The sequence below is a fragment of the Lederbergia ruris genome (assembly GCF_018332955.1).
GTDB lineage: Bacteria > Bacillota > Bacilli > Bacillales > Bacillaceae_C > Lederbergia > Lederbergia ruris.
Window position 1 is genome coordinate 141,026 of sequence record NZ_BORB01000004.1, and the last position, 24,766, is coordinate 165,791.

The following is a 24,766-nucleotide window of genomic DNA, read 5'->3' on the forward strand; positions in this document are numbered from 1 at the left end:
CCTTTCCATACCCTCTTCCCTATCATAACTTGAATTAGGAGAAGGGACTACGATCTTTTTTGAGGTTCAAAAAAACCTGAAAAAATGGATGGTAAAACTTTTTGTATAATCGAATATTTAAAGTTTTTGTTTACCGACATACCCACTCAAGGTATATAAACATCCAAATTAAAAACCAGCCAATGCATGACCGGTTTTTAAGAAGACTTTGTAAACCGTTTAAACACATCCATTAACTCCTGTATCGCTTCTTCTTCATTCCCATCCTTTATCGCATCTGACACACAATGTTGAGTATGCCTTTCTAACAAATGAAGGCCAACCTTATTCATAGCGGCATTAATTGCAGAAATCTGTGTAAGGATATCCACACAATAGCGATCATTTTCGATCATATTTTGGATCCCACGAACCTGCCCCTCAATCCGCTTTAAACGATTCACCAGCTGTTCTTTTTCCCTTGTTGGTCTATGCGTTACCTTACCTTCCACTTCATCCATATCGTCACCTTCATTTCTTCATTTTCACATCATACATACGTTCATAACGTATGTATGATCATACCATAAAATGTGCGAAAATATAGCCATCCATGAATTCCAATGCATATACCTCTGTATTTATGTGATATACAAGATGACTAGACCCCTTTTTGCACACGCACTTTTATATAAAACTACTTTCCACTATTATAAGATAGACCTTACTATTTCCATAGAGGTATCTCTACCTTTTTCATGATATTTTTTAAAAGTGTAGTTATACGGGAGTTTAGTCAATCCAACCGAAGTCATGAAATGATCGAGAATCATCATTGTTAATTGAGAATATAAATTCTAACTTCTAATTCAGTTCAATCGATCCCTTTTCTCAAATTGATAGAGCCAAGGACAAGCCAAGTGAATTTTTTATTGATCTACAAATACTATCTAAGATAAAAATTCTAAAGCAAGTATTAAATTTGACAAAAGATAGTTTTTATATGATAATAACTGTTGTATTAGAATTATTATTGTTAGCTTATAAAATATAAAAATATATTAGGAGGAATAGCATATGTCTTTAATTGGAAAAGAAGTACAACCATTCAAAGCATCAGCTTATAACAGCGGGAACGGAGAGTTTATCGATATTACGGATGAGAGTCTAAAAGGTCAATGGAGCATTGTTTGCTTTTACCCAGCAGACTTTACATTCGTTTGCCCAACTGAACTTGAGGATTTGCAAAACCATTATGCAGAACTGAAAGAACTTGGTGTGGAAGTATATTCCGTATCAACTGATACACACTTTACACATAAAGCTTGGCATGATCATTCAGATGCGATCAGCAAACTTGAATACATTATGATCGGTGACCCTTCACAAACGATTTCTCGCAACTTCGATGTATTGGATGAAGAAGCTGGACTTGCTCAACGTGGTACGTTCATTATCGATCCAGATGGCGTCGTACAAGCTGCTGAAATTAATGCAGATGGCATCGGCCGTGATGCAAGCACACTTGTTAACAAGATTAAAGCAGCTCAATACGTGCGCAACAATCCTGGTGAAGTGTGCCCAGCAAAATGGCAAGAAGGTTCTGAAACACTAAAACCAAGTCTTGATCTTGTAGGTAAGATCTAAGGAGTGCTCAATCATGCAACTAGATGAAAATATCAAAGCACAATTAGCCCAATATCTTCAAATGTTAGAGGGCGATGTGTTACTAAAAGTGAGCGCGGGAGCGGATCAAGTTTCCCGCGAGATGCTAGATCTAGTCGATGAGCTAGCGACGATGTCTGCTCACATTAAGGTAGAACACGCTGAGCTTGAGAGAACACCGAGCTTTAGTGTCAATCGTATTGGTGAAGAGACTGGGATCACTTTTGCGGGTGTTCCACTTGGGCATGAATTCACTTCCCTTGTACTCGCTCTGCTTCAAGTTAGTGGGAGAGCACCAAAGGTTGATCAAAAAGTCATCGATCAAGTGCAAATGATTCAAGAAACCTACCACTTCGAGACTTACGTTAGTTTAAGCTGTCAAAATTGCCCTGATGTTGTACAGGCATTGAATACGATGAGTGTTCTGAACCCTGGTATTTCCCATACAATGATTGATGGCGCAGCTTACAAAGAAGAAGTGGAAAGCAAAAACATCATGGCGGTACCTACCGTATACCTTAATGGGGAGCCATTCGGTAACGGTCGTATGACACTTGAAGAGATTCTTGCGAAACTAGGAAGTGCACCTGATGCATCAGAATTCGCTAATAAAGAGCCGTTTGATGTGCTTGTAGTAGGAGGCGGACCAGCGGGTGCAAGCGCGGCTGTCTATGCGGCACGTAAAGGTATCCGTACTGGGATTGTTGCTGAGCGCTTTGGCGGTCAGATCCTAGATACAGCATCCATTGAAAACTTTATTAGTGTGAAGCATACAGAAGGTCCAAAACTTGCAGCGAATCTTGAAGAGCACGTAAAGGAATACAACATTGATGTGATGAATTTACAGCGTGCAAAACGGTTAGAAAAGAAAGACCATATCGAAATCGAATTGGAAAACGGTGCTGTTCTAAAAAGTAAAACCGTCATCCTTTCAACAGGTGCTCGCTGGCGTAATATTGGCGTACCTGGTGAAGCTGAATTCAAAAACAAAGGTGTCGCATACTGCCCTCACTGTGATGGCCCATTGTTTGAAGGCAAACACGTAGCCGTTATTGGCGGTGGTAATTCCGGTATTGAAGCTGCCATTGACCTTGCCGGCATTGTGAAACATGTCACAGTTCTTGAATTTATGCCTGAACTGAAAGCTGATTCTGTCCTTCAAGACCGTCTTTACAGTCTACCGAATGTAACAGTTCTGAAGAATGTTCAAACAAAGGAAATTACCGGGACAGACAGTGTGAACGGAATTACTTACATTGAACGTGACACAGGAACAGAACAACATATTGAATTATCCGGTGTATTTGTTCAAATCGGTCTTGTACCAAATACAGATTGGCTTGGCGATGCCGTAGAGCGCAATAAGTTTGGGGAGATCGTTGTCGACAATCGTGGAGCAACGAACGTACCTGGCGTATTTGCCGCAGGCGACTGTACCACTGCCCCATATAAACAAATCATTATTTCCATGGGATCCGGTGCGACGGCATCCTTAGGTGCATTTGATTATCTCGTTCGGAATTAATGGAGTATAAAAGCCTGCTGTAAAGGAATTATTCCTTTTTACAGCAGGCTTTTTTAACTTAAAAACGAAATGATTTAAAAACCCTATTCTTCCCTGCTAATTCATAGCGTCATTCCATCCTTTTGTGGATTTTCCTCTCTAACTTCTTCCACACCTCCTCTATTTTTAAACTCTCACTTTTAGATCTTCTATTGAAATCATATTCAATTTAAGGAAGGCCAAAGCAGTATATTAGCAGCACTTCCCCATGCATATGAGTATGACCATCCTTTTAATAGTGCTAAAATGTTGTTAGGAAGATTAAATTCTGGGATAGAAGACGACACTATTTGGATGAAGGAGTGGTTATGATGAACCAAAGTCAGTTTGAGAAAGTCAAAAATGGGAAGGGTTTTATCGCAGCACTAGACCAAAGTGGAGGCAGTACACCTAAGGCACTAGCCGCTTATGGGATCTCAGAAGATGCCTATTCAACAGAAGATGAAATGTTTGAGTTAGTCCACAAAATGCGGACGCGAATTATAACGTCACCCGCTTTTGATTCAAAGTATATTTTAGGTGCGATTCTTTTTGAACAAACAATGGACAGCAAAATTGAAGGTATGTACACCGCCGATTATTTGGCCGAAAAGAAAGGCATCGTTCCTTTTCTAAAAGTGGATAAAGGACTTGACCAAGAAGCGAATGGTGTCCAGCTGATGAAGCCGAACCCAGGCCTTGGAGAACTACTAAACCGTGCGAACGAACGTCATATTTTTGGGACAAAAATGCGCTCGGTTATTAAAGAGGCGAATGTAGAAGGCATTAAAGCTGTGGTCCGTCAGCAATTTGAAATCGGCAAGCAAATCATTGCAGCTGGGCTTGTTCCTATTATCGAACCAGAAGTCGATATTCATAGCTCAGAAAAAGAAAAATGCGAAGACTTATTAAAAACAGAACTACTAAACCATCTCAATAACTTAAGTGAAGATGAGAATGTCATGCTCAAAGTCACGATTCCTACAAAAGCCAACTTGTATAAGGAATTAATCGATCATCCAAAGGTCGTTCGTGTCGTAGCCCTCTCTGGTGGTTACTCCGCTGATGAAGCCAATGCAAAACTAAAAGAAAATGATGGCCTCATAGCCAGCTTCTCTCGTGCCCTCAGTCAAGACTTGAGAAACGACCAAACAGATGAAGAATTTAACTCTACTCTCAGGAAAGCCGTTCAATCTATTTACGAAGCATCCATTTAATACAGGGCTTGACCCCCATTGTGATAAAGCATGGGGGTCAAGCCTCTCTTTTGGAAACTAACATGGTTGGTCTATCCTCGCCTGTGTGAGATGATATGTGAAAACCAAGCCCATTGCCTCCTCTTTAATGACATTTATTTAAAGGGACTGCCCCCTTAAATTGACACCAGGTCCTAATAGTTGGTATATTCCTAGTATAATCAACGTAGGAGGACAGTTGGGCATGACCATCAAAGAAAAGGATTTAACTGAATTATTATCTATTTTATCTAAACATCGTGATGTGATTGTCGCTATGGGGAATGGCGAGCCTGATTATATTTTATCTGCGATTGACAAGAATCCAAATGCCTTTTCAAGTTTAAAAATACATCAGATTTTAGAAATGAAAGATCGGAAATACATCCAGGGAGAACACCCAAATATCCGTTATATTTCTTATTTTATGAGTGGGTTTGCAAGGAAGGCTTTTTTAAGCGGGAAATGTGATTTGATGCCTAATCACTTTCATCAAATGCCGCAATTACTAACTAGTGTCACGAAAAATCCTGTGATTGTTTGCCAAACATCCCCTATGGATGGGGACGGTTATTTTTCTTTAGGCACAGAAGCAGATTATACGGCCCATTTTATTGGCAAAGCCCCGTTTGTTATCCAAGTAAATGAATATGTACCTCGATCTGTAGGAGAAAACAAAATTCATATTTCACAAGTGGAAGGTTTCGTTCATCATAATCAACCATTGCACGAGTTGCCGGTAATCCCCGTGAGGGATATTGATCAAAAGATTGCAACTTATATTGCAGAGAGAATTGAAGATGGGTCTACTTTACAAGTAGGCATTGGTGGGATTCCGAACGCAGTCGTCGGATTATTACGTCATCACCGTAACTTAGGGATCCATACGGAAATGCTTACAGACGGTATTTATGATTTAGTTCAACACGGGGTCATCACTGGGACTGAAAAAAAGACACATAAAGGGAAGATGGTCGCTACTTTCGCTTTAGGGTCTAAAAAGCTGTACGATTTCATGGACCATAATCACAGCATTAAAATGTTACCTGTTGACCAAGTCAATGACCCACGCATTATTGCGCAAGAAGACAATATAGTGGCGATCAATGCGTCAACGGAGGTCGATTTTTATGGTCAATGTGCGTCTGAAACGGTCTCTGGTAAATACTATAGTTCTACTGGCGGGCAAGCTGACTTTGGGGCCGGTGTCCGCTTTGCAAAGAACGGCAAAGGCTTTATCTGTTTATATTCAACGGCCAAAAATGACACCATTTCTAGAATCCGGCCGACCTTAGCTCCTGGTTCTGTTGTAACAACTTCAAAAAATGATGTTGATTATGTTGTAACAGAATATGGGATTGCCCAATTAAAAGGCAAAAGCATCTTTGAAAGAACAAAATTACTAATTGATATCGCCCATCCCAAATTCCGTGAAGAACTCACCTTTGAAGCAAAGAAGATGGGATTTCTTCTTTGAGGATTCATAATATTCACCTAAGGAGCCACTTATTATGAACAAAGGTCAACGCTTAAAGATTAAGCTGTTGACCTTTTTAGTTAGAAAGGCTACGAGAGACACGCCGATTCAATTCTGGTATTGACGATCGGCTACTTTGACAAGCAATTTCCCGACATTATTTCCCTTAAACAAATCAAGGAACGCATTTGGGATATTCTCAAAGCCTTCTTTAATGGTTTCCCGATACGTTAATTTCCCTTCCTGCAACCATTGGCCGAGCTGCATTGCGCCTTCGTTGAAACGATTGGCATAATTCCCTACGGTGAAGCCTTGCATTAGTGCACTTTTTTTAATTAGAGTAGCTTGTACGCGAGGTCCAAGATCGGTCTTCTCCAGATTATAAGAAGAAATCGCTCCACAAACAGGAATGCGTGCATATCGATTTAACTGAGTAAAGACTGCATCTGAAATCTCTCCTCCAACGTTATCAAAGTACACATCAATCCCATCTGGACACGCCTCTTTTAAGGCCTCTTCCATATTTTTGGTAGAACGATAATTGATTCCTTCATCAAATTGTAATTCCTCTTGCAAATATTGAATTTTTTCATCAGAACCTGCGATCCCGACGACACGCGCTCCTTTTATTTTGGCAATTTGTCCAACAACAGAACCAACTGCACCAGCCGCTCCGGAAATAACAACCGTTTCCCCCTCCTTTGGTTGGCCAATATCAAGCAAACCAAAGTAGGCTGTTAAGCCCGTCATTCCTAATATTCCTAAATGAGTGGATATAGGTGCAAGGGATGGATCAATTTTTCTTAGCTCTTTTTCATTGGCAATATAATACTCTTGCCAACCAAACATTCCGAGTACCACGTCTCCTTGCTGAAAACGATCGGACTTGGAATCAATCACCTCTCCAATCGCTCCCCCTTCGATCACTTCATTGACCTTATAAGGTTCTACATAGGATTCGGTATCCTCCATTCTCCCCCTCATATAAGGATCAACAGAAACATACAAAGTTCGAACAAGCACTTGGCCCTCTTTCAGTTCTCCAACATCCTGTTTAACAAAACGAAAAGTGTTCTGATCTGGCATCCCTTTTGGTCTTTCAGCTAAAATAATTTGCTTATTAACAAGTGTCATATACATTCTCTCCCCTTTGTTATGCTCCAAGTGTACTTATCTTGATGTTACATGGGTTCTAGTTCGCTTGCAAATAGTTGATACATGACCATTTTTTTAAAAAAGCCATGATATGATTTATTATTTGCAAAAGCAATGCCTTACATACAAACCTCGCTATTTGTGCTTGGTTTTCTTCATTTTGGCTATCATGAACGAGATGAGGAGGTTAGGAGAAGAATAATAGAAAAGAACCTTCAATCCAATTTATGATTAAAGGTTCTTTATTTATATATTTTCCTAGACTTTTTCTAATACTCTTGTTTCTTCAGCCGCAGAATGGAGTTGGTTTGCCGAGTCTTCACTTAAACCAAGCGCCTGCGCTGTGGAAGTATGAATTTCGTGGAAAAGTTCTGGGTTGTCCGCTAATGATACGCCATAGGATGGAATCATTTCTTTAATTTTTGGTTCCCACTCTTTTAAATGTTCTGGGAAGCATCTTTTTATAACGTCAAGCATAACGTGAACAGCGGTAGATGCACCTGGAGAAGCACCGAGCAAAGCAGCAATAGAGCCATCTTCGGCACTTACCACTTCAGTACCAAATTGCAATGTTCCTTTTCCATCAGTAGTCGTATCTTTAATCACTTGGACACGTTGGCCAGCCACAACTAAATCCCAATCCTCACTGTTGGCATTCGGAATAAACGCGCGTAACTCTTCCATACGTTGTTCTTTCGATAACATCAGTTGTTGGATCAAGTATTTTGTCAAGGACAGCTCCTTAACGCCTGCTGCCAACATTGTTATGACATTATGCGGTTTCACGGACGTGATCAAGTCAAAGATAGACCCTGTTTTAAGGAACTTCGGTGAGAATCCAGCAAATGGTCCAAATAGCAACGATTTTTTGCTGTCAATATACCTTGTGTCTAGGTGTGGAACCGACATTGGGGGAGCCCCAACCGATGCTTTACCATATACTTTTGCATGGTGTTGCTCTGCAACTTCAGGATTATTACACACCATAAATAGCCCGCTTACTGGGAACCCGCCAATATGTTTTCCTTCGGGAATACCGGATTTTTGCAGTAAATGTAAGCTTCCACCTCCGCCTCCGATAAAGACGAATTTCGCCGTATGATGTTCGACAGAACCACTGTCAAGATTTTTTACTTTTAATTCCCAGCGCCCGTCACTCGTACGTTTGATGTTATTCACACTATGTTTATAGTTGATCTCGACATCATGACTTTGTAAGTGGTCAAACAGCATACGCGTTAAAGCACCAAAATTAACATCTGTTCCAGAATCAATTTTTGTTGCAGCTATAGGCTCATTTAAATTGCGATCCTTCAACATAAGTGGAACCCATTCCGCTAACTTTTCAGGGTCGTCGGAAAATTCCATCCCTTGAAACAAAGGATTGTTGGAAAGGGCTTCAAAACGTTTTTTCAAAAAGTTTACATTTTCCTCCCCATGTACGTAACTCATATGCGGCAATGGCATGATAAAGTCTTGTGGATGACGGATCAGATTACGATTAACCAAATAAGACCAAAACTGTCTGGATAGTTGGAACTGTTCATTCACTTTAATCGCTTTACTAATATCGAGTGAACCATCCGGTTTTTCAACGGTATAATTTAGTTCGCATAGTGCAGAGTGTCCTGTTCCCGCATTATTCCATTCATTAGAGCTTTCTTCCCCTGGCTTCTCAAGTTTCTCAAAAACCTTAATCTCCCAGTCTGGTGCTAATTCCTTCAGGATCGTCCCTAAAGTCGCACTCATAACCCCGGCACCGATTAAGATAACGTCTGTTTTCTCTTGTCTGTTACTCATTTTTACCATATCCTTATACCTAGAGATTTGCAGAAAAGATGTAAGCGCTCCTGTTTAAGCGTCCCAGCAAACCATGACAAAGCCTAGGGACTCACCTTTTCTGTATCATAATCACCAATTATAGTAAGTCTATATTCTTTATAGATTAAAATATTTATATAGAATATTATAACATAGTTGAACACTTTGTGAACACTTTCTCATGCAAAAATCCCTGGAACTTTTTAGTCCCAGGGGCTCCTAACAAATCTATTTCACACCATTTTTCATTCACCAACTTACCCATCTTAGCTTGTATAAGGCCTTTTACCTTCTAAAATAAGGGCATTGATTTCCTCAATTAATGGAGGTAGCTCGCTCATCGATTTGATTGTAAAATCTGCTCCGTTTTGTAAAAAGGTGGATGCTGTTTCCGAGATGATTTTCTCTTGATCTGTCTCAGATAAAGCTTCAAATTCAGCTAAGCTAAGGCCCATTTCTGAACTACCAATAAGGACGCCCACCGCCCAAACACCCGCATGAACAGCTTCCTTCATGTCTGAGACCGTGTCTCCTACTTTTACGACCCTCCAAGGGGCTGATAACTTTAAAGCTTCCATGTTTCGATAAATCATATAAGGATAAGGTCTTCCGAGGGAATTTGTTCCATCAGGTGTAATATAAAAATCTGGACGATACCCTTTTTCCGCTGCATTAGGTACCACAATATCCATCATTGTTTGGGTATACCCTGTTGTAGAACCAATTTTCAGGCCCTGATCTCTTAAGACCGCAACGGTTTCCACCACTTCCGGAATTGGATTTATATATTCGCTTAAGGAAGACAGTAGAACAGGTTCAAATTCTGCATAAAGGTCCTCGACATCCTGTTCATTGAACATTCTTCCAAACTTTTCTTCCCATAATGCAGAAATTCTTGGCATTGCGAGCATGGCACGAATATGGTCTATCTTCAGCATGCCCATTGGCGCCCTCGCTTCCTCCGTCGTCACTTCAATGCCTACATTTTTAAAAATATCTATGAATACATTTACAGGAGCAAAGCAGCCAAAGTCAACCGTTGTTCCCGCCCAATCAAAAATTACGCCTTCTATTTTATTCATTTCACCATCACTCCCATATATTCTTCCACAATATTGCACAATGCTAGAATGTCTTCTTCATAAATTTCACCAATATTCCCGATTCGGAATGTGTCGACATCTGTTAGCTTTCCAGGGTAGAGGACGAAGCCTCTTTCTTTTACATAAGCATAGAAGTCTCCAAAATCAAAGGATTCATTTGGGAAAAGAAAGGTTGTAATAATCGGTGACTGTTTTTCTTCCGAAATATAGGCGTGTATTCCTAATCTCTCAAGTCTTTCTCTTAAAATCTGATTATTCTTTCGATAACGTGTATATCTAGCAGAAACCCCTCCTTCCGCCATTAACTCATCCAGCGCTTTTGAAAAGGCGGCAACAACATGTGTTGGCGATGTATAGCGCCATTTCCCGTCTCGATTCATTTCTCGCCATTGATCATATAAATCAAGGGATAAACTTCGAGAGTTTCCTCCACATCCTAGTAACTCTTCTAGCTTAGCAATCACAAAACCAAAACCCGGTACACCTTGAATGCATTTATTGGCACTGCTGATTAAATAGTCAATTCCAAGGGACGGTATATCCATCTCCACTCCGCCAAAACTGCTCATGGCGTCAATGATTAATGTTTTACCAAAATCCTTCGATAGCTTGGCAACCATGTCAACTGGGTTTAATATTCCTGTTGTGGTTTCACAATGAACCATGATCATATGTGTAATAGCTGGATCTTCTTCTAAAATTGTTCGAATGTCCGCTTCTTTTGGATATTGATGATAGTCTACACGATATTCACTAAAATGAAGCCCCATATATTGAGCGATTTTGACAATTCGTTCCCCATACGCCCCATTTGTAATGATCAAAGCCTTATCCTCATTCGTTATCGCCGTTTGAAGAACCGATTCAACCACAAATGTCCCGCTTCCTTGCATCAGTACAGCCGCATATTCATGCATAGAAGCACCTGCAAGTTCAAGAAGCTGAGATCTGATCTTTTGGGTGATTACTTTATAATCTTGATCCCATGTGCAACGATCATAGAGCATTTCCGCTTTAACTGTGTTTGTTGTTGTTAAAGGACCTGGTGTTAATAGTTTCAAATTATTCATATCACTCATTCTCCTTTTGATTATTTTGCAGATTGAAAAAATTCTTGGTGTTGTTTTAATAGCTCAACGGACAGAGCCTCTGCAAACTTTTTTGTATGGGCTGGTTTATGAACGTCACTCACCGTTTCTCCTTCATAAAGAGCAACTGGATAATCAGTAAGCAAATCCTTTCTACCATCCTGCAAAATTACTTCCGCCATTTCCATGGCAAGTTTTGTTGTTTGTTCCTCTTTCTTCACAACGGCAATCGATTCAATCAAAGAGAAATTCCCTTCGATCGGATCAATATAATCAATCGGAGCGCCTTGTTCCTGCGCCAGAACTGCTTGATGACGAAGTCCAAAACCAGCGGCTACTTCTCCAGCCTGTACTTTCTTAAGTGGGCCTGAACCAGAACTTTCAAGATGTGGTCCCACATTTGTCAATAAATCACGAAGAAGCACTTTCCCCTCTACTTCTCCGTATTCAGCAAGGATGGCTTGAATTAGTAGCCAACCTGTTGAGGAATCCATCATATTCGGAATGGATACAAGTCCTTTAAATCCTGGTTTGGTTAAATCCTTGATCGATGTTGGCGTCGGTAACCCCTTTTCCTTGAGCACCTCTGTATTGACAAAAAGAGCACCCGTATTTGCTAAAAACGGCGTATGGTAGGCTGGATATTCCTCCAGGGCATGAGTTGTAAAAGTTAAATCTTTGAACATCTGATGCTTTTCTTGCGCTGTTTCGAGAAAATAGGAGCTCATTGTCACTAAATCAGCCTCAATCTTATCTCCCTCTGCGATGAGCTTTCCCCCTAATTCTGATGTCCCTAACGATTGCACAATGTATTGCCCCTCGTAGCCCGCTCCTTTTAAGGCCGTTTCCATCGCAGCTACAGCTTCCTCATCACCATTCGTTACAATAGCCACCTTTTTGGCTCCATCTGGTGCAGCCCCTGCCTGATTACAGCCAACGAGTGCAAGTGCTAAACAACCTACAATAAGAAACAACCAGATTCCTTGCATTCTTTTGAACATATATTTTCCCTCCCCTTCGTAATGGCTAAATTCACCCATGAGCCTTACTGGATACTCTTGTTTGCAAAAAATCACAACATAACTTCACGATTAAATTGGTAGCAAAAATTAAAATCGATAAAACGAAGATTTCATTGAATTTAGCAAAATGCTGTAATTCTTTCATTTTACTTGCGACGACAGAAGTTTCAGCTGTCACCAAGAAAATGATCCCACTAATCGTTACCATCGCGTGAATGAAGTAATAACTCACCATCTCAAAGATCGTAGAAACGGAGTTTGGCAGTATGACCCGGCAAACGGTCTTAAGCCAATGATCGCCTAGTAATTCACCAGTCGTTTCCCAAGACGGGTTCATTTTCGCTAAAGCGTTTTTGGCCATCAAATAGGGCGAAGTAAAATAGTGAACAATCGTACAGAGCACAATGATGATTAATGTTCCCTTTAAACTGCTGTTATTAAAGAGCAATAAATAAGCTATTCCAAGTACCATCCCTGGTACTGAGTTCGTCAGCATGGAAATGACGTCGATTATGGCCCTTCCTTTCACGGTTGTTCGTGTATTTAAAAGGGCTGCTCCATACGCAATGAACGTCCCAAAGATCGCTGTTAACCCTGCAACGATTAGAGAATTTTTATAGACATTCACTAGATCGCTTGACTGTAAGACATTCGCAAAGTGTCTTCCTGTAAAATCTAGATTATAGGGATAACTCTGGACCAATGGAGCAACGAACATGACGATAAAAATGGCCAGCATGCAAAGCAAAATGACAGATGAGAAGATGCCAAAGAAAAAATCTCGTCCTTTATGTTGAATCTGCTTGATGTCACTAAATTTGTCATAATGGAAATTAAATTTTTCAAGATATTGTAAAAGCAAAACACCAAACCCAGCTGGGATTAACATAAAAACAGCAATCGCAGCACCTTGATGAAAATCTGGAATCGAACCAAGCATCATTTGATAGAGGCCCATAGCTACAACTGAATACGTTCCCCCAATGGAAGCAGGTATGCCAAAATCCGTAAAACTAAGGATAAACGAAAGGACGAAGGCCCCTCCAATCGTCCCCAATAAGGGACGAATTGTCGTGTTCATAAAGCTCCGAACCACCCCATCGCCCATCAGCTTTGAAACAATGATAAACTTCTTATCCACATACTGAAACGAGTTATGAATAAGCAAAAAGGCTGGCGGAAGTGTATACAAACAGTAACCGATTAATAAGCCATTAAATCCGTAAATCTCAAATAAATTTCGGCCAAATAACTTAGTAATAATTCCTTGATTTCCAAAAGAATACATAATCGCAAACCCATATGTAATAGTCGGTAGCAACATCGGAATCAAAATTCCTGTTTTAATGACCGTCTTTATCGGGCGATACACCCTCGTGCCGTGGACAGTATAGGCTAACACAAAGGCTAAAATAGTCGTGATCGCCGCTGCTAAGCTCGAAACTTTTATACTATTTCCAAACGACTCTATTAACGCTTTGTTCGAGAGCACGGAAAGATAATGAGTCAGGTCGAATCCCTTATTTGTTGCAAACGATTGAATCAATAAGAAGCCTAAAGGTAGGACAAGAAAAACAGCAAATACACATAATATGATCGTATAACCCATCCGTATTTCTGGCTTCACACTATGCATACTTTTCACCGAATAAGTGATAAATATTTTGCCTTTTAATATGTAATTGCTTCAGGATAAATTCCTTCACAAAATCATTACTTGGTTGGTGGATAATTTGTTGTGGTGTACCGAACTGGGAAATTCCGCCATTTTGAATGATTAAAATTTTATCGGATAAAGTTAAGGCTTCCTCAGGGTCATGTGTCACAATAATGGTTGTAAGTTTAAATTCCCTTGCAATCGACTGAATCCGTTCCTTAATCGATTCCTTGATTACTCCATCTAAGGCACTTAAAGGCTCATCTAACAATAATAGTTTCGGCTTCATAACTAATGTTCTAGCTAGAGCTACTCTTTGTTTCTGGCCACCTGATAACTCGCCGATCTTCTTTGTTAAATGCGGTTTTAGCTCTAAAAATTCGATGTACTCCCGAATTTCCTTCTCTGATATAAGACCTCGCTTATTTTTCAACCCATATACGATATTGTCATACGCATTTAAATGGGGAAAAAGAGCATAGTCCTGGAAAACAATATTAAATCCTCGATTCTTCATAGAGACATGACTCAAATCTTTGCCATTAAAAATGATCCTGCCTTGATCCATTTTCGTTAGCCCAAGAATAATATGTAATAATGTTGTTTTACCGCTACCACTGGGGCCTAGCAGTGAAACAATTTCTCCTGACTCAATCTCAAAATTAATATCTTCTAAAACGATTTTTTGATTGAATTGTTTGCCTATATTTTGCAATTCCAGCAAACGAGCTCACCTCCTTGATTACACATTTAGTATAATTTCAGAATGTCAATTTTAAGAGAAGCTCATGTAAAGGGGGTGTAAATATTGCATGTATTTTACTTAAACGTTGCCTAACTTGTGCATAGGTAATCATGTTATTTTCGTAAGTGGGATGGGTCATCAGTGAACTAAGTGAATAAGGTTGCTTCCTTTTGAAGGCAGAAGATAATCGTTGGTTATTAATGTTGAGAAAAGTAATGGGGGCGCTGCCATTCCTTTTCTATAAATAGTCAGAGGGAGCATGGCCGTGGAGCATTTCAATGTGTTTTTCCGCGTATTCTTGTTACGATAGTAGGGATAAGGGGCTATGCCTAACTTCTACAGGAAAGGACAAGGAATCATGTCAAACATACAAATTCCAGTTTCTGTTTTAAATCTTGTTCCGATTAGACAAGGGCAAGGACCAAAAGAAGCGATTGATTCAATGGTGGATTTGGCTCAGGCAACGGAAGAAATGGGTTATACACGCTATTGGATTGCGGAACACCATAATACTGCTACACTTGTCAGTTCTGCAACATCGATATTAATAAAACATACTTTAGAACATACGAAAAAAATCCGTGTGGGTTCCGGTGGAGTCATGCTACCTAATCATGCGCCATTGGTAGTGGCAGAGCAATTTGGGACAATGGCCACCATCTATCCCGATCGTTTGGATTTAGGTCTTGGCCGTGCGCCGGGAACGGACATGTTAACAGCCAGTGCATTAAGACGATCCAAAAGTGATACCGTCTATACTTTCCCTGAAGACGTAAAATCGTTACTCACTTATTTTGGTCCAGAGGAAAAACAAGGCGCGGTGAAGGCTTATCCTGGCGTTGGGACGAATATTCCTATTTACATTCTTGGCTCTTCTCCTGATTCTGCCCACCTAGCAGCGAGATTAGGCTTGCCCTATGTATTTGCTTCTCACTTTGCACCAAGATGGATGGCGGATGCCATTGATATTTACCGGAGTGAATTTCAGCCTTCCGAGTATTTAGACAAACCTTATATGATGGTCTGTTTAAATGTGATTGCCGCTGAAACAGACGAGGAAGCCAAACGTGAATCCACCACCATGCAGCAATTTTTCCTAAACGTTGTAAGGGGATCTTCTGTAAAACTAAGTCCGCCCGTTGACAATATGGACACACTTTGGAACGAACATGAAAAAGCAATTGCCTCCAACATGAGTAGTCTCACTTTTATGGGAAGCAAAGCAAGCATTCGAGCGCAAATGAAACAATTTCAAGATCAATACCATGTTGATGAAATCATGGCCGTATCCTATATTTTTGATCCAGAAAAGCAAAAACGCTCTTATGAAATTTTGAAAGAAGTTGTGGATGAAGGATAAGAGAAGGCCTGTCCCCTTATGCTAATGCTTTAGCATGGGGGAACAGACCCTCAATAACTCAATGAAGCCTCCGGTATAATTTTAAAGCCGTCAATGTACGTTTCTTCGTCCACTTCAATTAACAGGCAACGTTTGCCATTATGATTCACTTGTTTTACATACTTGATATCTTGCGGGCTAATCGAGATATTGGCGACCTTTGTTTGGATTTTAATGGATTTCGACGTATAGTTCGGAACGATGCTGCTTGCCTTCATCTCATATTTCTCATCATCGATCACTTTTTGAAAGGCCATTTCTACTTGATCGGTATCGACGCCTTCTACACCACTTACCTTTAAAACGCGTTCCACGTCTTTATAATCCAATTTAGGTGCTTCTTCCTCTTCCTCTTCCTCGATAATCCGATTAATTTCTTCATACACATTGGAGAGTGTATTTGTATCGACTTCCTCTCCCACAACTTCTTTGACAATTTCCTCAAAAACAGCCTTATCGTCCTCCGCTGTCATGATCTCTTCCCCATTTAAGACATTTTCAATAAAATGATAATCAAGTTTCTTCCCAGCTGAATAAAGAATATGATTCACATCCGCCGAGTTTTCAGTAAAGCTCGGGAATAAAAACCCAGCTACTGGGGATTTCAGGTTGATGATGGAATCAACAGCAACACTAGCCTTAAACTCCTTTTCAATATAATCAAACACAAGGGATCTTTTCGGTTGATCCGTTTGATTCATACTGCAAAGAATAAAAGGATGTAAATAGACCTCATCGCGATCGCTTATTTCCGCTTCATCATTACTTTTCTTCGTTGGTTTAAAATACTCCCCACGAATAAAGGTAACGACCATATCCTTTTCATACTCTACATCCCTAAACATTTTTTCAACAATCTTAAGCATTTGCTCTTCCCATTCCCCATCATCCATATCAAGTGCCTCATAGAGAATAACCTGGGTATGATCTTCTGCTTGTTCTTGAAACCTCACCTCAAACAACTTTTGATCCACTTTCCCCGTCAGCACCTTCTTAAAATTCGCCATAAACAACTCCTGCTGCTCCCGCTCTAACATCGGAAACGGCTGACTCTCCTGATGATAAATCTCACTACTCTCTTTTCTTATATAAACATTAAAAATATCCTTCACCTTTAATAAATCATTATCTAGTTTGAATTGTTTCCGTATTTGGGCTATATCATTCTTGTTCATTGAAAGTCCAACTCCTTAGCTGCTTCGCTTTTCTTACAAAGCCACAATCTTCTATTCTTGCACTCTAACATTATAACATTTTAATAGGGCCTGTCCCCACCATGTTAAAGCTTTAACACGTGAGGGGCAGGCCCCATAGCCATTAAGTTAAGCAATAAGATAGCAGTAATTCCATTTTTGTATATCCTCTTCTCAGTAAACGAAACACGCTGTTATTGGGATCACCAAAAATACGGCCTATATGTATGCTGAAAAGGGAATTCGTACCAATGCTATCGCAACGGGAGCTGTTGAAACAAACATTGGAAGCTCAATCACGAATATAAGTGAGTTCGGTGCAGCGAGGCAAAATGTTGGATTGCCACTTAATCCTCGAATTGGGAAACCAGAGGAAATTGCCCATGTTGCATTATTTTTAGGTTCTGATGAGGCAAGCTTTGTAAACGGTGCTGTTGTTGCTGCTGATGGCGGTTGGACAGCCTACTAAAATGCTAGGTTACGAAACAATTCAGAATTGTTTCGTAACCATTCAACATTACTTCAAGCATTGTTAAGACTCTCTAATTTCAAAATACTATACTAATTTAATTCTTGGGTGGAGTTGAGTTCGTTAGAATATCCTAACTTGCTTACTCCCCTCTAATCACACTTCCACTTGATTCCCCAAGCTTAATATCTCATATCCCAACATAATTCCATCTTGATAAGTAAATCTGTACTCGAACCCCATTTTTCCGTCTAGAATTTTAGGTAGGTAGATTGGAATATTGTCTACTACCCCCTTGTTGTTGGGGGCTAAGATCCAATCGATTCCTTTCCACTCAAGAATCCCTTCTTCGGTGCTAATTGGCGTTTGCATCTCCACCCCTTCTGGTAAGTCCGCCAGAAACAGATACATTCCAGAGTTTCCGTGGTCACTTTCCCATGTCACATTTCCAGCATGGATGACTTCGGCAAGGGAAATACCCGTTTCTTCCCGTGTTTCTCTCACTATTCCTTCAGTCGGAGATTCATTTTCTTCTATTTTTCCGCCAACTCCATTCCACAATCCCATATTTGGACTTTTGGTTCTGTTCAGCAACAGTAATTTACTTCCTTCTCTAATAAAGCAAAGTGTATATTTTAGCATCATGATTCTCCTTAAAAATGGATCGGCGGGGACAGACCCACCACGTTAATACTTTAGCACACGATGGAACTGTCCCCGAATACTTTCAAAGAACTTTTTCCGCTATTAACCGATAGGAGTTCACCCGATCCTTCGGGGAGTGTGTGATCGTTAAGATCATCATTTCATCTGTTTTATATTTTGTTTGTAACTGATGAAGGGCTTTGCCTACTTCTTGCGGATTTCCAATGATCATATTTTGCTTCATGATGTTTAGTTTTTCTTTTTCCTGATCCGTTAGTTCGTATTTTTGGGCTTCCTCGATGGATGGAATCCTCTGTCCCTTTCCTCTTTCTGTTTGTAGTTGCCAAATAAGCGAACTCATGGCGATTTCCTCTGCCTCTTCGGTTGTTTCTGCGCAAATCGCCGAAACGGTTAGAAGAACTTGTGGCAGTTGGCCACTCTTTTTCGGTTCAAATGAATCTATATATTGTTGAATAATTTTAGCGCCATTTTCCTCACTCATAAACTGACCAAATGCATAGGCCAAGCCATTTTTCGCAGCAAGTACCGCACTTTTTTGACTTGTTCCAAGTAGCCACGTCTCTGGTGTTACAGGTGGCACAGGTGCGGCTGTCACTTTTGAAAACTCATGATCTTTAGGAAAGTCACGATCGAGAAAGTGAAGTAAATCTGCGAGCAAATTTGGCATTTGATAGACTTTCTGCAAAAAATTATCGGATAAAGCATTGGTGGCTTCGGCTGATCCACCTGGTGCACGGCCAATTCCAATATCGATCCGACTCGGAAATAAGGTAGCCAGTAAGTTAAATGTTTCCGCAACTTTATAAGGTTTATAATGGGGTAATAATGTGGCACCCGAACCAATCCGAATCTTGCTTGTATGAGCTCCAATGAAGCTAAGCATCACTTCAGGTGCAGGACAAGCAAGCCCGGGGAGATCATGGTGTTCGGCAATCCAATATCGTGTATAACCGAATTTCTCCCCCGCCTGGGCTAATTTCATCGATTCATACAAGGCATCCTTTGCAGATTGATTGGATGAGATGGGTGACTGGTCTAATATGCTGATTCTCATCAAGACATCCCCCTCTCTTTATTTTTCACTTCAAGTAAACTTACATGATAGTCGCCAACTTCGCCCTTTTTATATAAATTGGTCATCGAAGTATAGTACTCCTGAATCGCTCCCCTAAATGCGATCCCCTTTTCGGGAACCTTCACATCAAAAATTCCTTCATATAATAACGTAGCGATATCATGATAATGCTCACTCTTCACCGTGAATGACCCCTCCTTAACATTTGTCGGGTTGTTTGAAGAAGGGGCTTCCTGTTTCATAAACCATTACCTATTGGGGTTGTCCCAATAGGTCTTACACAGTCTCCACAGGCGTAGATTATACTGTTCGGACACAACCTTGCCCTACAGTGATAGCTATTCCGTTATGGTAAGTAACTCATCTAATGCTTTTTGTAAGATATTTCGACTTGCATTATGGTCGCGATCAAGTATCATCCCGCATTTCGTGCAAATATGCGTACGAATAGATAGGGACTTTTTCACAAGATTGGTACAACTGGAGCAATCTTGTGAAGTGAATTTTGGGTCTACCTTGATCAGAACGCCTCCATTTCTTTCGCATTTGTATGTGAGCATGTTTCGAAACATACCCCAGCCTGCGTCCGAAATAGACTTTGCTAACTTTCTGTTCCGAACCATGTTTCGTATATTTAGATTCTCCACAGCAATAACCGAATATTCCTTCGTCAAGTTGTAACTTAATTTATGAAGAAAGTCCCTACGTTGGTTCCCCACTTTCTCATGTAATTGACGAACTCGTTGTACTTGCTTGAAATAGTTCGCCGAGCCCTTTTTCTTTTTGGAAAGTCTTCGCTGAGTTTTCTTTAATTGCTTTTCCTTTTTGCGAAGAAATCTTGGATTCTCATACTCTAGTCCATTAGAAAGAACGGCATATTTATTGATTCCAACGTCAATTCCTATTGCATTATGTATATCCAAAGTAGTTGGCGGCGCTTGTCCTTCGACACAGAAAATAGCATACCACCTGTTTCCTTGACGTTTGACAATCAGTTGCTTGATTATTCCTTCTAGTGGTCTATGAAGCAAAATATCTATTTCTCCTAACCTTGTATTATATAATTTTCCATTGCTGGAAAAGGACATCGCCATTCGATTCCCTTTCTTGTTGAATCCAAATTGAGGGAACGTCATACTCGTATACTCTTTGTATTTTTTCCGTTTTGGATATCTGGCGTTTTTGCGAAAGAAATTCTCAAAGGCTTTTTGTAATCGCACAAATACTTCCTGCAGAGGCTGGGAGGGCATTTCTTTTAGAAATGGATATTTTCTTTTATCCAATGTTAATTGTTTTTGCATGTCATAACGGTTGTAATTTTCCCTGTTTTGTTTATATTTGCGCTCTTTATCTAAAAGGGCAGAGTTATAAGTTTGACGGCAGTATTGGAGCCAACGATCTAACGTTTCTTTTTGTTTTTCTGTTGGGAAAATCTCATATTTTTGATTGACCAACACAGCCCTCACCTCCTCTGCTATATCTAACCACATTATAGAACATTAGTTCCGGAAATAAAAGCCTTTGGTTTACGCCAACCGAAATTCATCTCCCCCTTATCGTTGGACCACGCCTTTCACACGATTGAAGAGGAAGAATTCTTTCGGAGTGAAGTTAAACTGACTCTCATACATATCAAAATAAAACCTCTTATTTTGTAAAAGTTTCTGGTGTGCACCTGACACGATGATTTCTTCTTTTCCTGTTAAAATCTGGAAGATCCATTTTCTAAAGATTTCTCCGTAATATATTGTATTTTATGGTGAAAGATAGTATCATAGACTCCTCTAATATATTGCATATAGCTAAAAGTAAAAGATTTTAGTCATCTATGGAGGGAACAGATATGATAAAGGAAAAAGTACCTTTTTCTAAATATATTGCCATCGGCGTTATGTTATTTGCCTTATTCTTTGGTGCAGGGAACCTAATATTTCCGGCACTATTAGGTCAAAATGCTGGATCAAATCTTTGGCCAGCTGTACTAGGATTTCTGATTACCGGCGTCGGCTTACCGCTACTTGGGGTTTTGGCGATAGGTTTTTCTGGAAGCCGCAACCTACAGGAGCTTGCTAGTAGAGTAAGTCCAACGTATGGCGTCTTATTCACCTGCCTTCTCTATTTAACGATCGGCCCATTTTTTGCATCACCACGTACTGGTACAGTTGCCTATGAAGTGGGGATTGCCCCTTTCGTAAGTGATGGATTTCAACAAGGTGGATTACTAATTTTTTCATTTTTGTTTTTCGCTGCTACTCTTTGGTTTTCGTTGAATCCTGCAAAGATTGTTGATAATGTTGGAAAGATATTGGCCCCAGGTATTGTCATCCTTCTCGCCATTCTATTGTTTATGGTGATGATAAGACCAATAGGTGCCATTCAGGACCCAGTCGGTGGCTATACAAATGGAGCGTTTGTAACTGGATTTCTCGATGGATATAACACAATGGATGCACTCGCTTCTCTTGTATTCGGGATTATCGTGATCAGCTCTGTCCGTTCACTAGGCATAACCTCAAAGAGCGGGATCCTTAGTGCTACGGTAAAATCAGGTTTAATTGCTATCACGTTACTCGGCGCTATTTATATTGGCATTGCCTATCTGGGGGCAACGGGCACAGAAGCCTTTGGATTCTTTGACAACGGCGGGCCAGTCCTAAGCAACGCTACTTCCTATTATTTCGGAGCTTTTGGCATGGTCATGTTGGCGGTTTTGATTACACTGGCATGTTTAACAACAGCCATTGGGTTAACAACAGCATGTGCCGAGTATTTTCAAACACTATTTCCAAGATTCAGCTATAAGTCGTTGGTTGTATTTTTCTCTGTCCTTACCTTTGTGTTCGCTAACTTTGGACTAACAAATATTATCACATACTCCGTTCCAGTTCTAATGTTTCTTTATCCACTGGCCATTGTATTGATGATTTTAGCCTTTCTATCTCCGTTATTTCATCATAAGCGCGTAGTCTATGTGTTAACGACCGTTGTTACGTTTTTGGTTAGTATTTTTGATGGTTTGAAAGCTTTATGTAAATCATTAAAAATAGATAATTTCGAATGGATGACGCCGTTCCTGTCATTCTACGAAAAAACACTACCCATGTATGACAAAGGACTTGGATGGTTACTACCTGCCTTGATCATTATGATAATTACATCGATCGTAATTCGAATAATAAGTCCATCCAAAGTAGAGGCACAAAATGAAATGGAGCCTCATCATTATTAACTAAAGCTTTTTTATCTCTGCAAAATATAAAAAGCAGGCGCAACTTTTTAAAATGCCCTGCTTTTTATTATTGCCATTATGATTTATAAGGATTGACTTCCGTCATGTTGATTGGGAAGTTTGGAATTCCTCAATAGCGCGCAACCAATTGTTCTTCATGATGGAAGAGGCCTTCACACCATCCCCATTCTTCATGAACTTAACAATGTCAGCATGTTCGGCTATGGATTTTTCGGTCAAAATAATGGAGTTGTAAAAGAATAATCTGCTTACGTGCGGCTGCAACGATGCGAGCATTGATTGTATATAGCTATTTTTTGCCGCATCGACAATAATTTGGTGAAATTCTTCATCAATTTTCAAGGCCGAATAATAATTTTCCGATCGGATCGCCTTCGCAAACCGTTCGTTTGTATTTTCTAGTAAAGCCACAACTTCATCTGTTAAATGTGAGATAGCTAATTCGACAGACAGAGATTGTAACGCCGCCAAGGGTGGCAGTAAATCTTTGATGGATTCCCTATCCACTTCCGTTACCTGAGTAGCCTTGCCCGGATACATTTTTACAAGTCCCTGTACTTCTAGCAATTGTAATGATTCCCTAACGGGTGTCCTACTAACCCCAAGAGCTTTCGCTAGTTCTGTATCATTCAACTTCTCACCCGGCTGAAGCGTTCCCTCAATAATCCATTGTTGCAGTTGACTAAAAGCAGATTCCTTTGCCGTTAGCCGAATTGGTTTTAAATGATCTGAAGGTATCGGCATAGCTATTTATCCCCCTTACATAACCCTTTTTAATATTGAGTATACAATATATTGCACTACCTGTCACTTCCTACTCAGCACCAAGATCAGTTGAAGAATATCTACATGAATAAGAGATTCATTGTTGAAAGTCAGCGCAAATATAATTTACAAATCGGGAACTTAAACTATTTGATATAGTCTAAAGCTATAACGAGGGATAAAATTTATATGTTACCTATAACATTTTTTCAATGGTAAACTAATTTCAATGATAAAAGGCTAAGTTCGCGCCGTTCTGGCGCAACGCCTTTGTGATCTACATCCTGTAGACCTAATGTACATTACCGATAGGGGGATATTTATGACAAAGACACTCGTTCAGACTCCATTTAGGGCGGATCAAGTAGGAAGTTTATTACGGCCGGAAAATCTTAAAAAGGCGAAAAAGGACTTTAAGGACGGAAAAATCTCGGCTGAACAGCTTCATGAAGTTGAATTACAGGAAATTAAGCGAGCCATTGATAAACAAATTGAGGCTGGGTTACAAGTCGTAACCGAAGGGGAATTTGGTCGTGACTGGTGGCATTCTACTTTTATGGAACATCTATTAGGGGCTGAAGGGTATATTCCGGAACATGGATATAATTTTTCAAAACAAGAAACAGACCCTTATGCTGTGAGGCTTGTCGATAAAGTGGCGTACAATCCGAATCATCCGTTCTTCCAACAAGCGAAAGAGCTATTAGACATTGTTGGCGATCGGGCTGTTGTGAAGTTTACAATTCCAAGTCCGAACCAATTCTTCCACCCAGACATCATCAATGGACAATACAAAGACTATGAAGAGTTTGCATCAGATATTATTGAGGCATATAGAAAAACCATACGGGAGTTCTATCGAATTGGCATACGCTATCTTCAATTAGATGATGTATATTTAGCGGTTATTGCAACAGCTGACTTTCCTCCAGAAGAAAAGAAATATCTAGCTGAATTAGCAGTAAGAGTTGTGAACGGCGTCCTTGAAGGGAAACCAGAAGATCTGACTGTGACAACCCATGTATGCAGGGGGAACTATCGCTCTGACTACTCGTTCTCAGGAGGTTATGATACTGTCGCACCGATTGTCTTTGCGAATGAAAAAGTGGACGGGTTTTTCTTAGAATATGACGATGAACGCTCAGGCTCCTTTGAACCTCTTAAATATATACCTAAGGGTGGGCCAAGAGTCGTTCTAGGATTAGTGACTTCAAAAACGGGTCAATTAGAAGACAAAGAAGCGATTAAAGCAAGAGTTCAAGAAGCAACAAAGTATGTACCTTTAGAACAACTTTGCTTGAGCCCACAATGTGGCTTTGCTTCCACCCATCACGGCAATATTCTAACAGAAGAAGAACAATGGGAGAAATTAAAATTTGTAGTGGATACAGCCAAAGAAATTTGGGAATGAATTCAATGTACCAGTCCCCAGGCAAGTTGGAATTGCTTGGGGACTTGG

General features: G+C 40.1%; 21 protein-coding genes and 1 pseudogene. 8 read left to right on the top strand and 14 right to left on the bottom strand.

The window, feature by feature from the left end; genetic code table 11:
• Positions 1–197: 197 nt before the first annotated feature.
• Positions 198–500, bottom strand: coding sequence for a metal-sensing transcriptional repressor (locus KI363_RS03810; RefSeq protein WP_158321481.1), 303 nt, complete (start codon positions 498–500; stop codon positions 198–200).
• Between the two features lie 556 nt (positions 501–1,056).
• On the opposite strand from KI363_RS03810, the gene ahpC reads away from it, so the two are divergent.
• The 4 genes from ahpC to KI363_RS03830 all read left to right on the top strand — a co-directional run bounded on the left by ahpC (position 1,057) and on the right by KI363_RS03830 (position 5,899).
• Positions 1,057–1,626 carry an alkyl hydroperoxide reductase subunit C gene (ahpC, locus tag KI363_RS03815; RefSeq protein WP_158321482.1) on the top strand — a complete coding sequence of 190 codons (570 nt, stop codon included), beginning with the start codon at positions 1,057–1,059 and terminating at the stop codon, positions 1,624–1,626.
• A 13-nt stretch (positions 1,627–1,639) separates the two neighbouring features.
• A complete protein-coding gene (gene ahpF / locus KI363_RS03820; RefSeq protein ID WP_212965550.1) occupies positions 1,640–3,169 on the top strand; it encodes an alkyl hydroperoxide reductase subunit F in 1,530 nt (509 codons plus the stop codon).
• A gap of 350 nt (positions 3,170–3,519) precedes the next feature.
• Positions 3,520–4,404, top strand: a complete 885-nt coding sequence (locus KI363_RS03825; protein WP_212965551.1) for a fructose bisphosphate aldolase — start codon at positions 3,520–3,522, stop codon at positions 4,402–4,404.
• A gap of 223 nt (positions 4,405–4,627) precedes the next feature.
• On the top strand, positions 4,628–5,899 hold the full coding sequence (locus KI363_RS03830) for an acetyl-CoA hydrolase/transferase family protein (RefSeq protein WP_212965552.1): 1,272 nt from the start codon (positions 4,628–4,630) through the stop codon (positions 5,897–5,899).
• Positions 5,900–6,007: 108 nt separating this feature from the next.
• Here the strand turns inward: KI363_RS03830 and curA are convergent, their stop codons facing one another.
• The 7 genes from curA to KI363_RS03865 form a co-directional block, all read right to left on the bottom strand.
• Positions 6,008–7,033 carry an NADPH-dependent curcumin/dihydrocurcumin reductase gene (gene curA, locus KI363_RS03835; RefSeq protein WP_212965553.1) on the bottom strand — a complete coding sequence of 342 codons (1,026 nt, stop codon included), beginning with the start codon at positions 7,031–7,033 and terminating at the stop codon, positions 6,008–6,010.
• Between the two features lie 279 nt (positions 7,034–7,312).
• On the bottom strand, positions 7,313–8,881 hold the full coding sequence (locus tag KI363_RS03840; protein ID WP_281414058.1) for a malate:quinone oxidoreductase: 1,569 nt from the start codon (positions 8,879–8,881) through the stop codon (positions 7,313–7,315).
• Between the two features lie 260 nt (positions 8,882–9,141).
• Positions 9,142–9,957 (bottom strand): phosphonoacetaldehyde hydrolase, encoded by an 816-nt coding sequence (gene phnX / locus KI363_RS03845; RefSeq protein WP_212965555.1) that lies wholly within the window; start codon positions 9,955–9,957, stop codon positions 9,142–9,144.
• Complete coding sequence (gene phnW / locus KI363_RS03850) at positions 9,954–11,048, bottom strand: 2-aminoethylphosphonate--pyruvate transaminase (RefSeq protein WP_212965556.1); 1,095 nt, start codon at positions 11,046–11,048, stop codon at positions 9,954–9,956. The genes phnX and phnW overlap by 4 nt, the downstream gene beginning before the upstream one ends.
• A gap of 20 nt (positions 11,049–11,068) precedes the next feature.
• On the bottom strand, positions 11,069–12,067 hold the full coding sequence (locus KI363_RS03855) for an extracellular solute-binding protein (RefSeq protein ID WP_212965557.1): 999 nt from the start codon (positions 12,065–12,067) through the stop codon (positions 11,069–11,071).
• Positions 12,068–12,098: 31 nt separating this feature from the next.
• Positions 12,099–13,724, bottom strand: coding sequence for an ABC transporter permease subunit (locus tag KI363_RS03860; RefSeq protein ID WP_212965558.1), 1,626 nt, complete (start codon positions 13,722–13,724; stop codon positions 12,099–12,101).
• Positions 13,717–14,469 carry an ABC transporter ATP-binding protein gene (locus KI363_RS03865; RefSeq protein WP_212965559.1) on the bottom strand — a complete coding sequence of 251 codons (753 nt, stop codon included), beginning with the start codon at positions 14,467–14,469 and terminating at the stop codon, positions 13,717–13,719. The genes KI363_RS03860 and KI363_RS03865 overlap by 8 nt, the downstream gene beginning before the upstream one ends.
• Positions 14,470–14,848: 379 nt before the next feature.
• Between KI363_RS03865 and KI363_RS03870 the strand changes: the two genes are divergently transcribed.
• Positions 14,849–15,850: an LLM class flavin-dependent oxidoreductase gene (locus tag KI363_RS03870; RefSeq protein ID WP_212965560.1), complete on the top strand. Its 1,002-nt coding sequence runs from the start codon at positions 14,849–14,851 to the stop codon at positions 15,848–15,850.
• 50 nt (positions 15,851–15,900) lie between these two features.
• Here KI363_RS03870 and KI363_RS03875 read toward each other — a convergent pair whose 3' ends face one another.
• The gene (locus KI363_RS03875) at positions 15,901–17,064 is read right to left on the bottom strand and encodes a DUF4317 domain-containing protein (protein WP_212965561.1); all 1,164 of its coding nucleotides are present in this window, start codon (positions 17,062–17,064) and stop codon (positions 15,901–15,903) included.
• A gap of 199 nt (positions 17,065–17,263) precedes the next feature.
• Between KI363_RS03875 and KI363_RS03880 the strand changes: the two are divergent.
• Positions 17,264–17,551 (top strand): annotated as a pseudogene (locus tag KI363_RS03880) (SDR family oxidoreductase); the annotation flags it as partial.
• 156 nt (positions 17,552–17,707) lie between these two features.
• Here KI363_RS03880 and KI363_RS03885 read toward each other — a convergent pair.
• The 4 genes from KI363_RS03885 to KI363_RS03900 form a co-directional block, all read right to left on the bottom strand.
• Positions 17,708–18,193 carry an NUDIX hydrolase gene (locus KI363_RS03885; RefSeq protein ID WP_158321496.1) on the bottom strand — a complete coding sequence of 162 codons (486 nt, stop codon included), beginning with the start codon at positions 18,191–18,193 and terminating at the stop codon, positions 17,708–17,710.
• An 85-nt stretch (positions 18,194–18,278) separates the two neighbouring features.
• Positions 18,279–19,271, bottom strand: a complete 993-nt coding sequence (locus KI363_RS03890; protein ID WP_158321497.1) for an LLM class flavin-dependent oxidoreductase — start codon at positions 19,269–19,271, stop codon at positions 18,279–18,281.
• Positions 19,271–19,534: a DUF3219 family protein gene (locus KI363_RS03895; RefSeq protein WP_212965562.1), complete on the bottom strand. Its 264-nt coding sequence runs from the start codon at positions 19,532–19,534 to the stop codon at positions 19,271–19,273. The genes KI363_RS03890 and KI363_RS03895 overlap by 1 nt, the downstream gene beginning before the upstream one ends.
• A 96-nt stretch (positions 19,535–19,630) precedes the next feature.
• Positions 19,631–20,749 (bottom strand): RNA-guided endonuclease InsQ/TnpB family protein, encoded by a 1,119-nt coding sequence (locus KI363_RS03900; RefSeq protein WP_246516743.1) that lies wholly within the window; start codon positions 20,747–20,749, stop codon positions 19,631–19,633.
• Positions 20,750–21,138: 389 nt separating this feature from the next.
• Between KI363_RS03900 and brnQ the strand changes: the two genes are divergently transcribed.
• Positions 21,139–22,521, top strand: a complete 1,383-nt coding sequence (gene brnQ, locus KI363_RS03905; RefSeq protein ID WP_158321554.1) for a branched-chain amino acid transport system II carrier protein — start codon at positions 21,139–21,141, stop codon at positions 22,519–22,521.
• A 102-nt stretch (positions 22,522–22,623) separates the two neighbouring features.
• Here brnQ and KI363_RS03910 read toward each other — a convergent pair whose 3' ends face one another.
• Positions 22,624–23,286: a GntR family transcriptional regulator gene (locus KI363_RS03910; protein WP_158321499.1), complete on the bottom strand. Its 663-nt coding sequence runs from the start codon at positions 23,284–23,286 to the stop codon at positions 22,624–22,626.
• 343 nt (positions 23,287–23,629) lie between these two features.
• Here KI363_RS03910 and KI363_RS03915 point away from each other — a divergent pair, with 343 nt between their 5' ends.
• Positions 23,630–24,718, top strand: a complete 1,089-nt coding sequence (locus KI363_RS03915) for a 5-methyltetrahydropteroyltriglutamate--homocysteine S-methyltransferase (protein WP_212965564.1) — start codon at positions 23,630–23,632, stop codon at positions 24,716–24,718.
• Positions 24,719–24,766 lie beyond the last annotated feature (48 nt).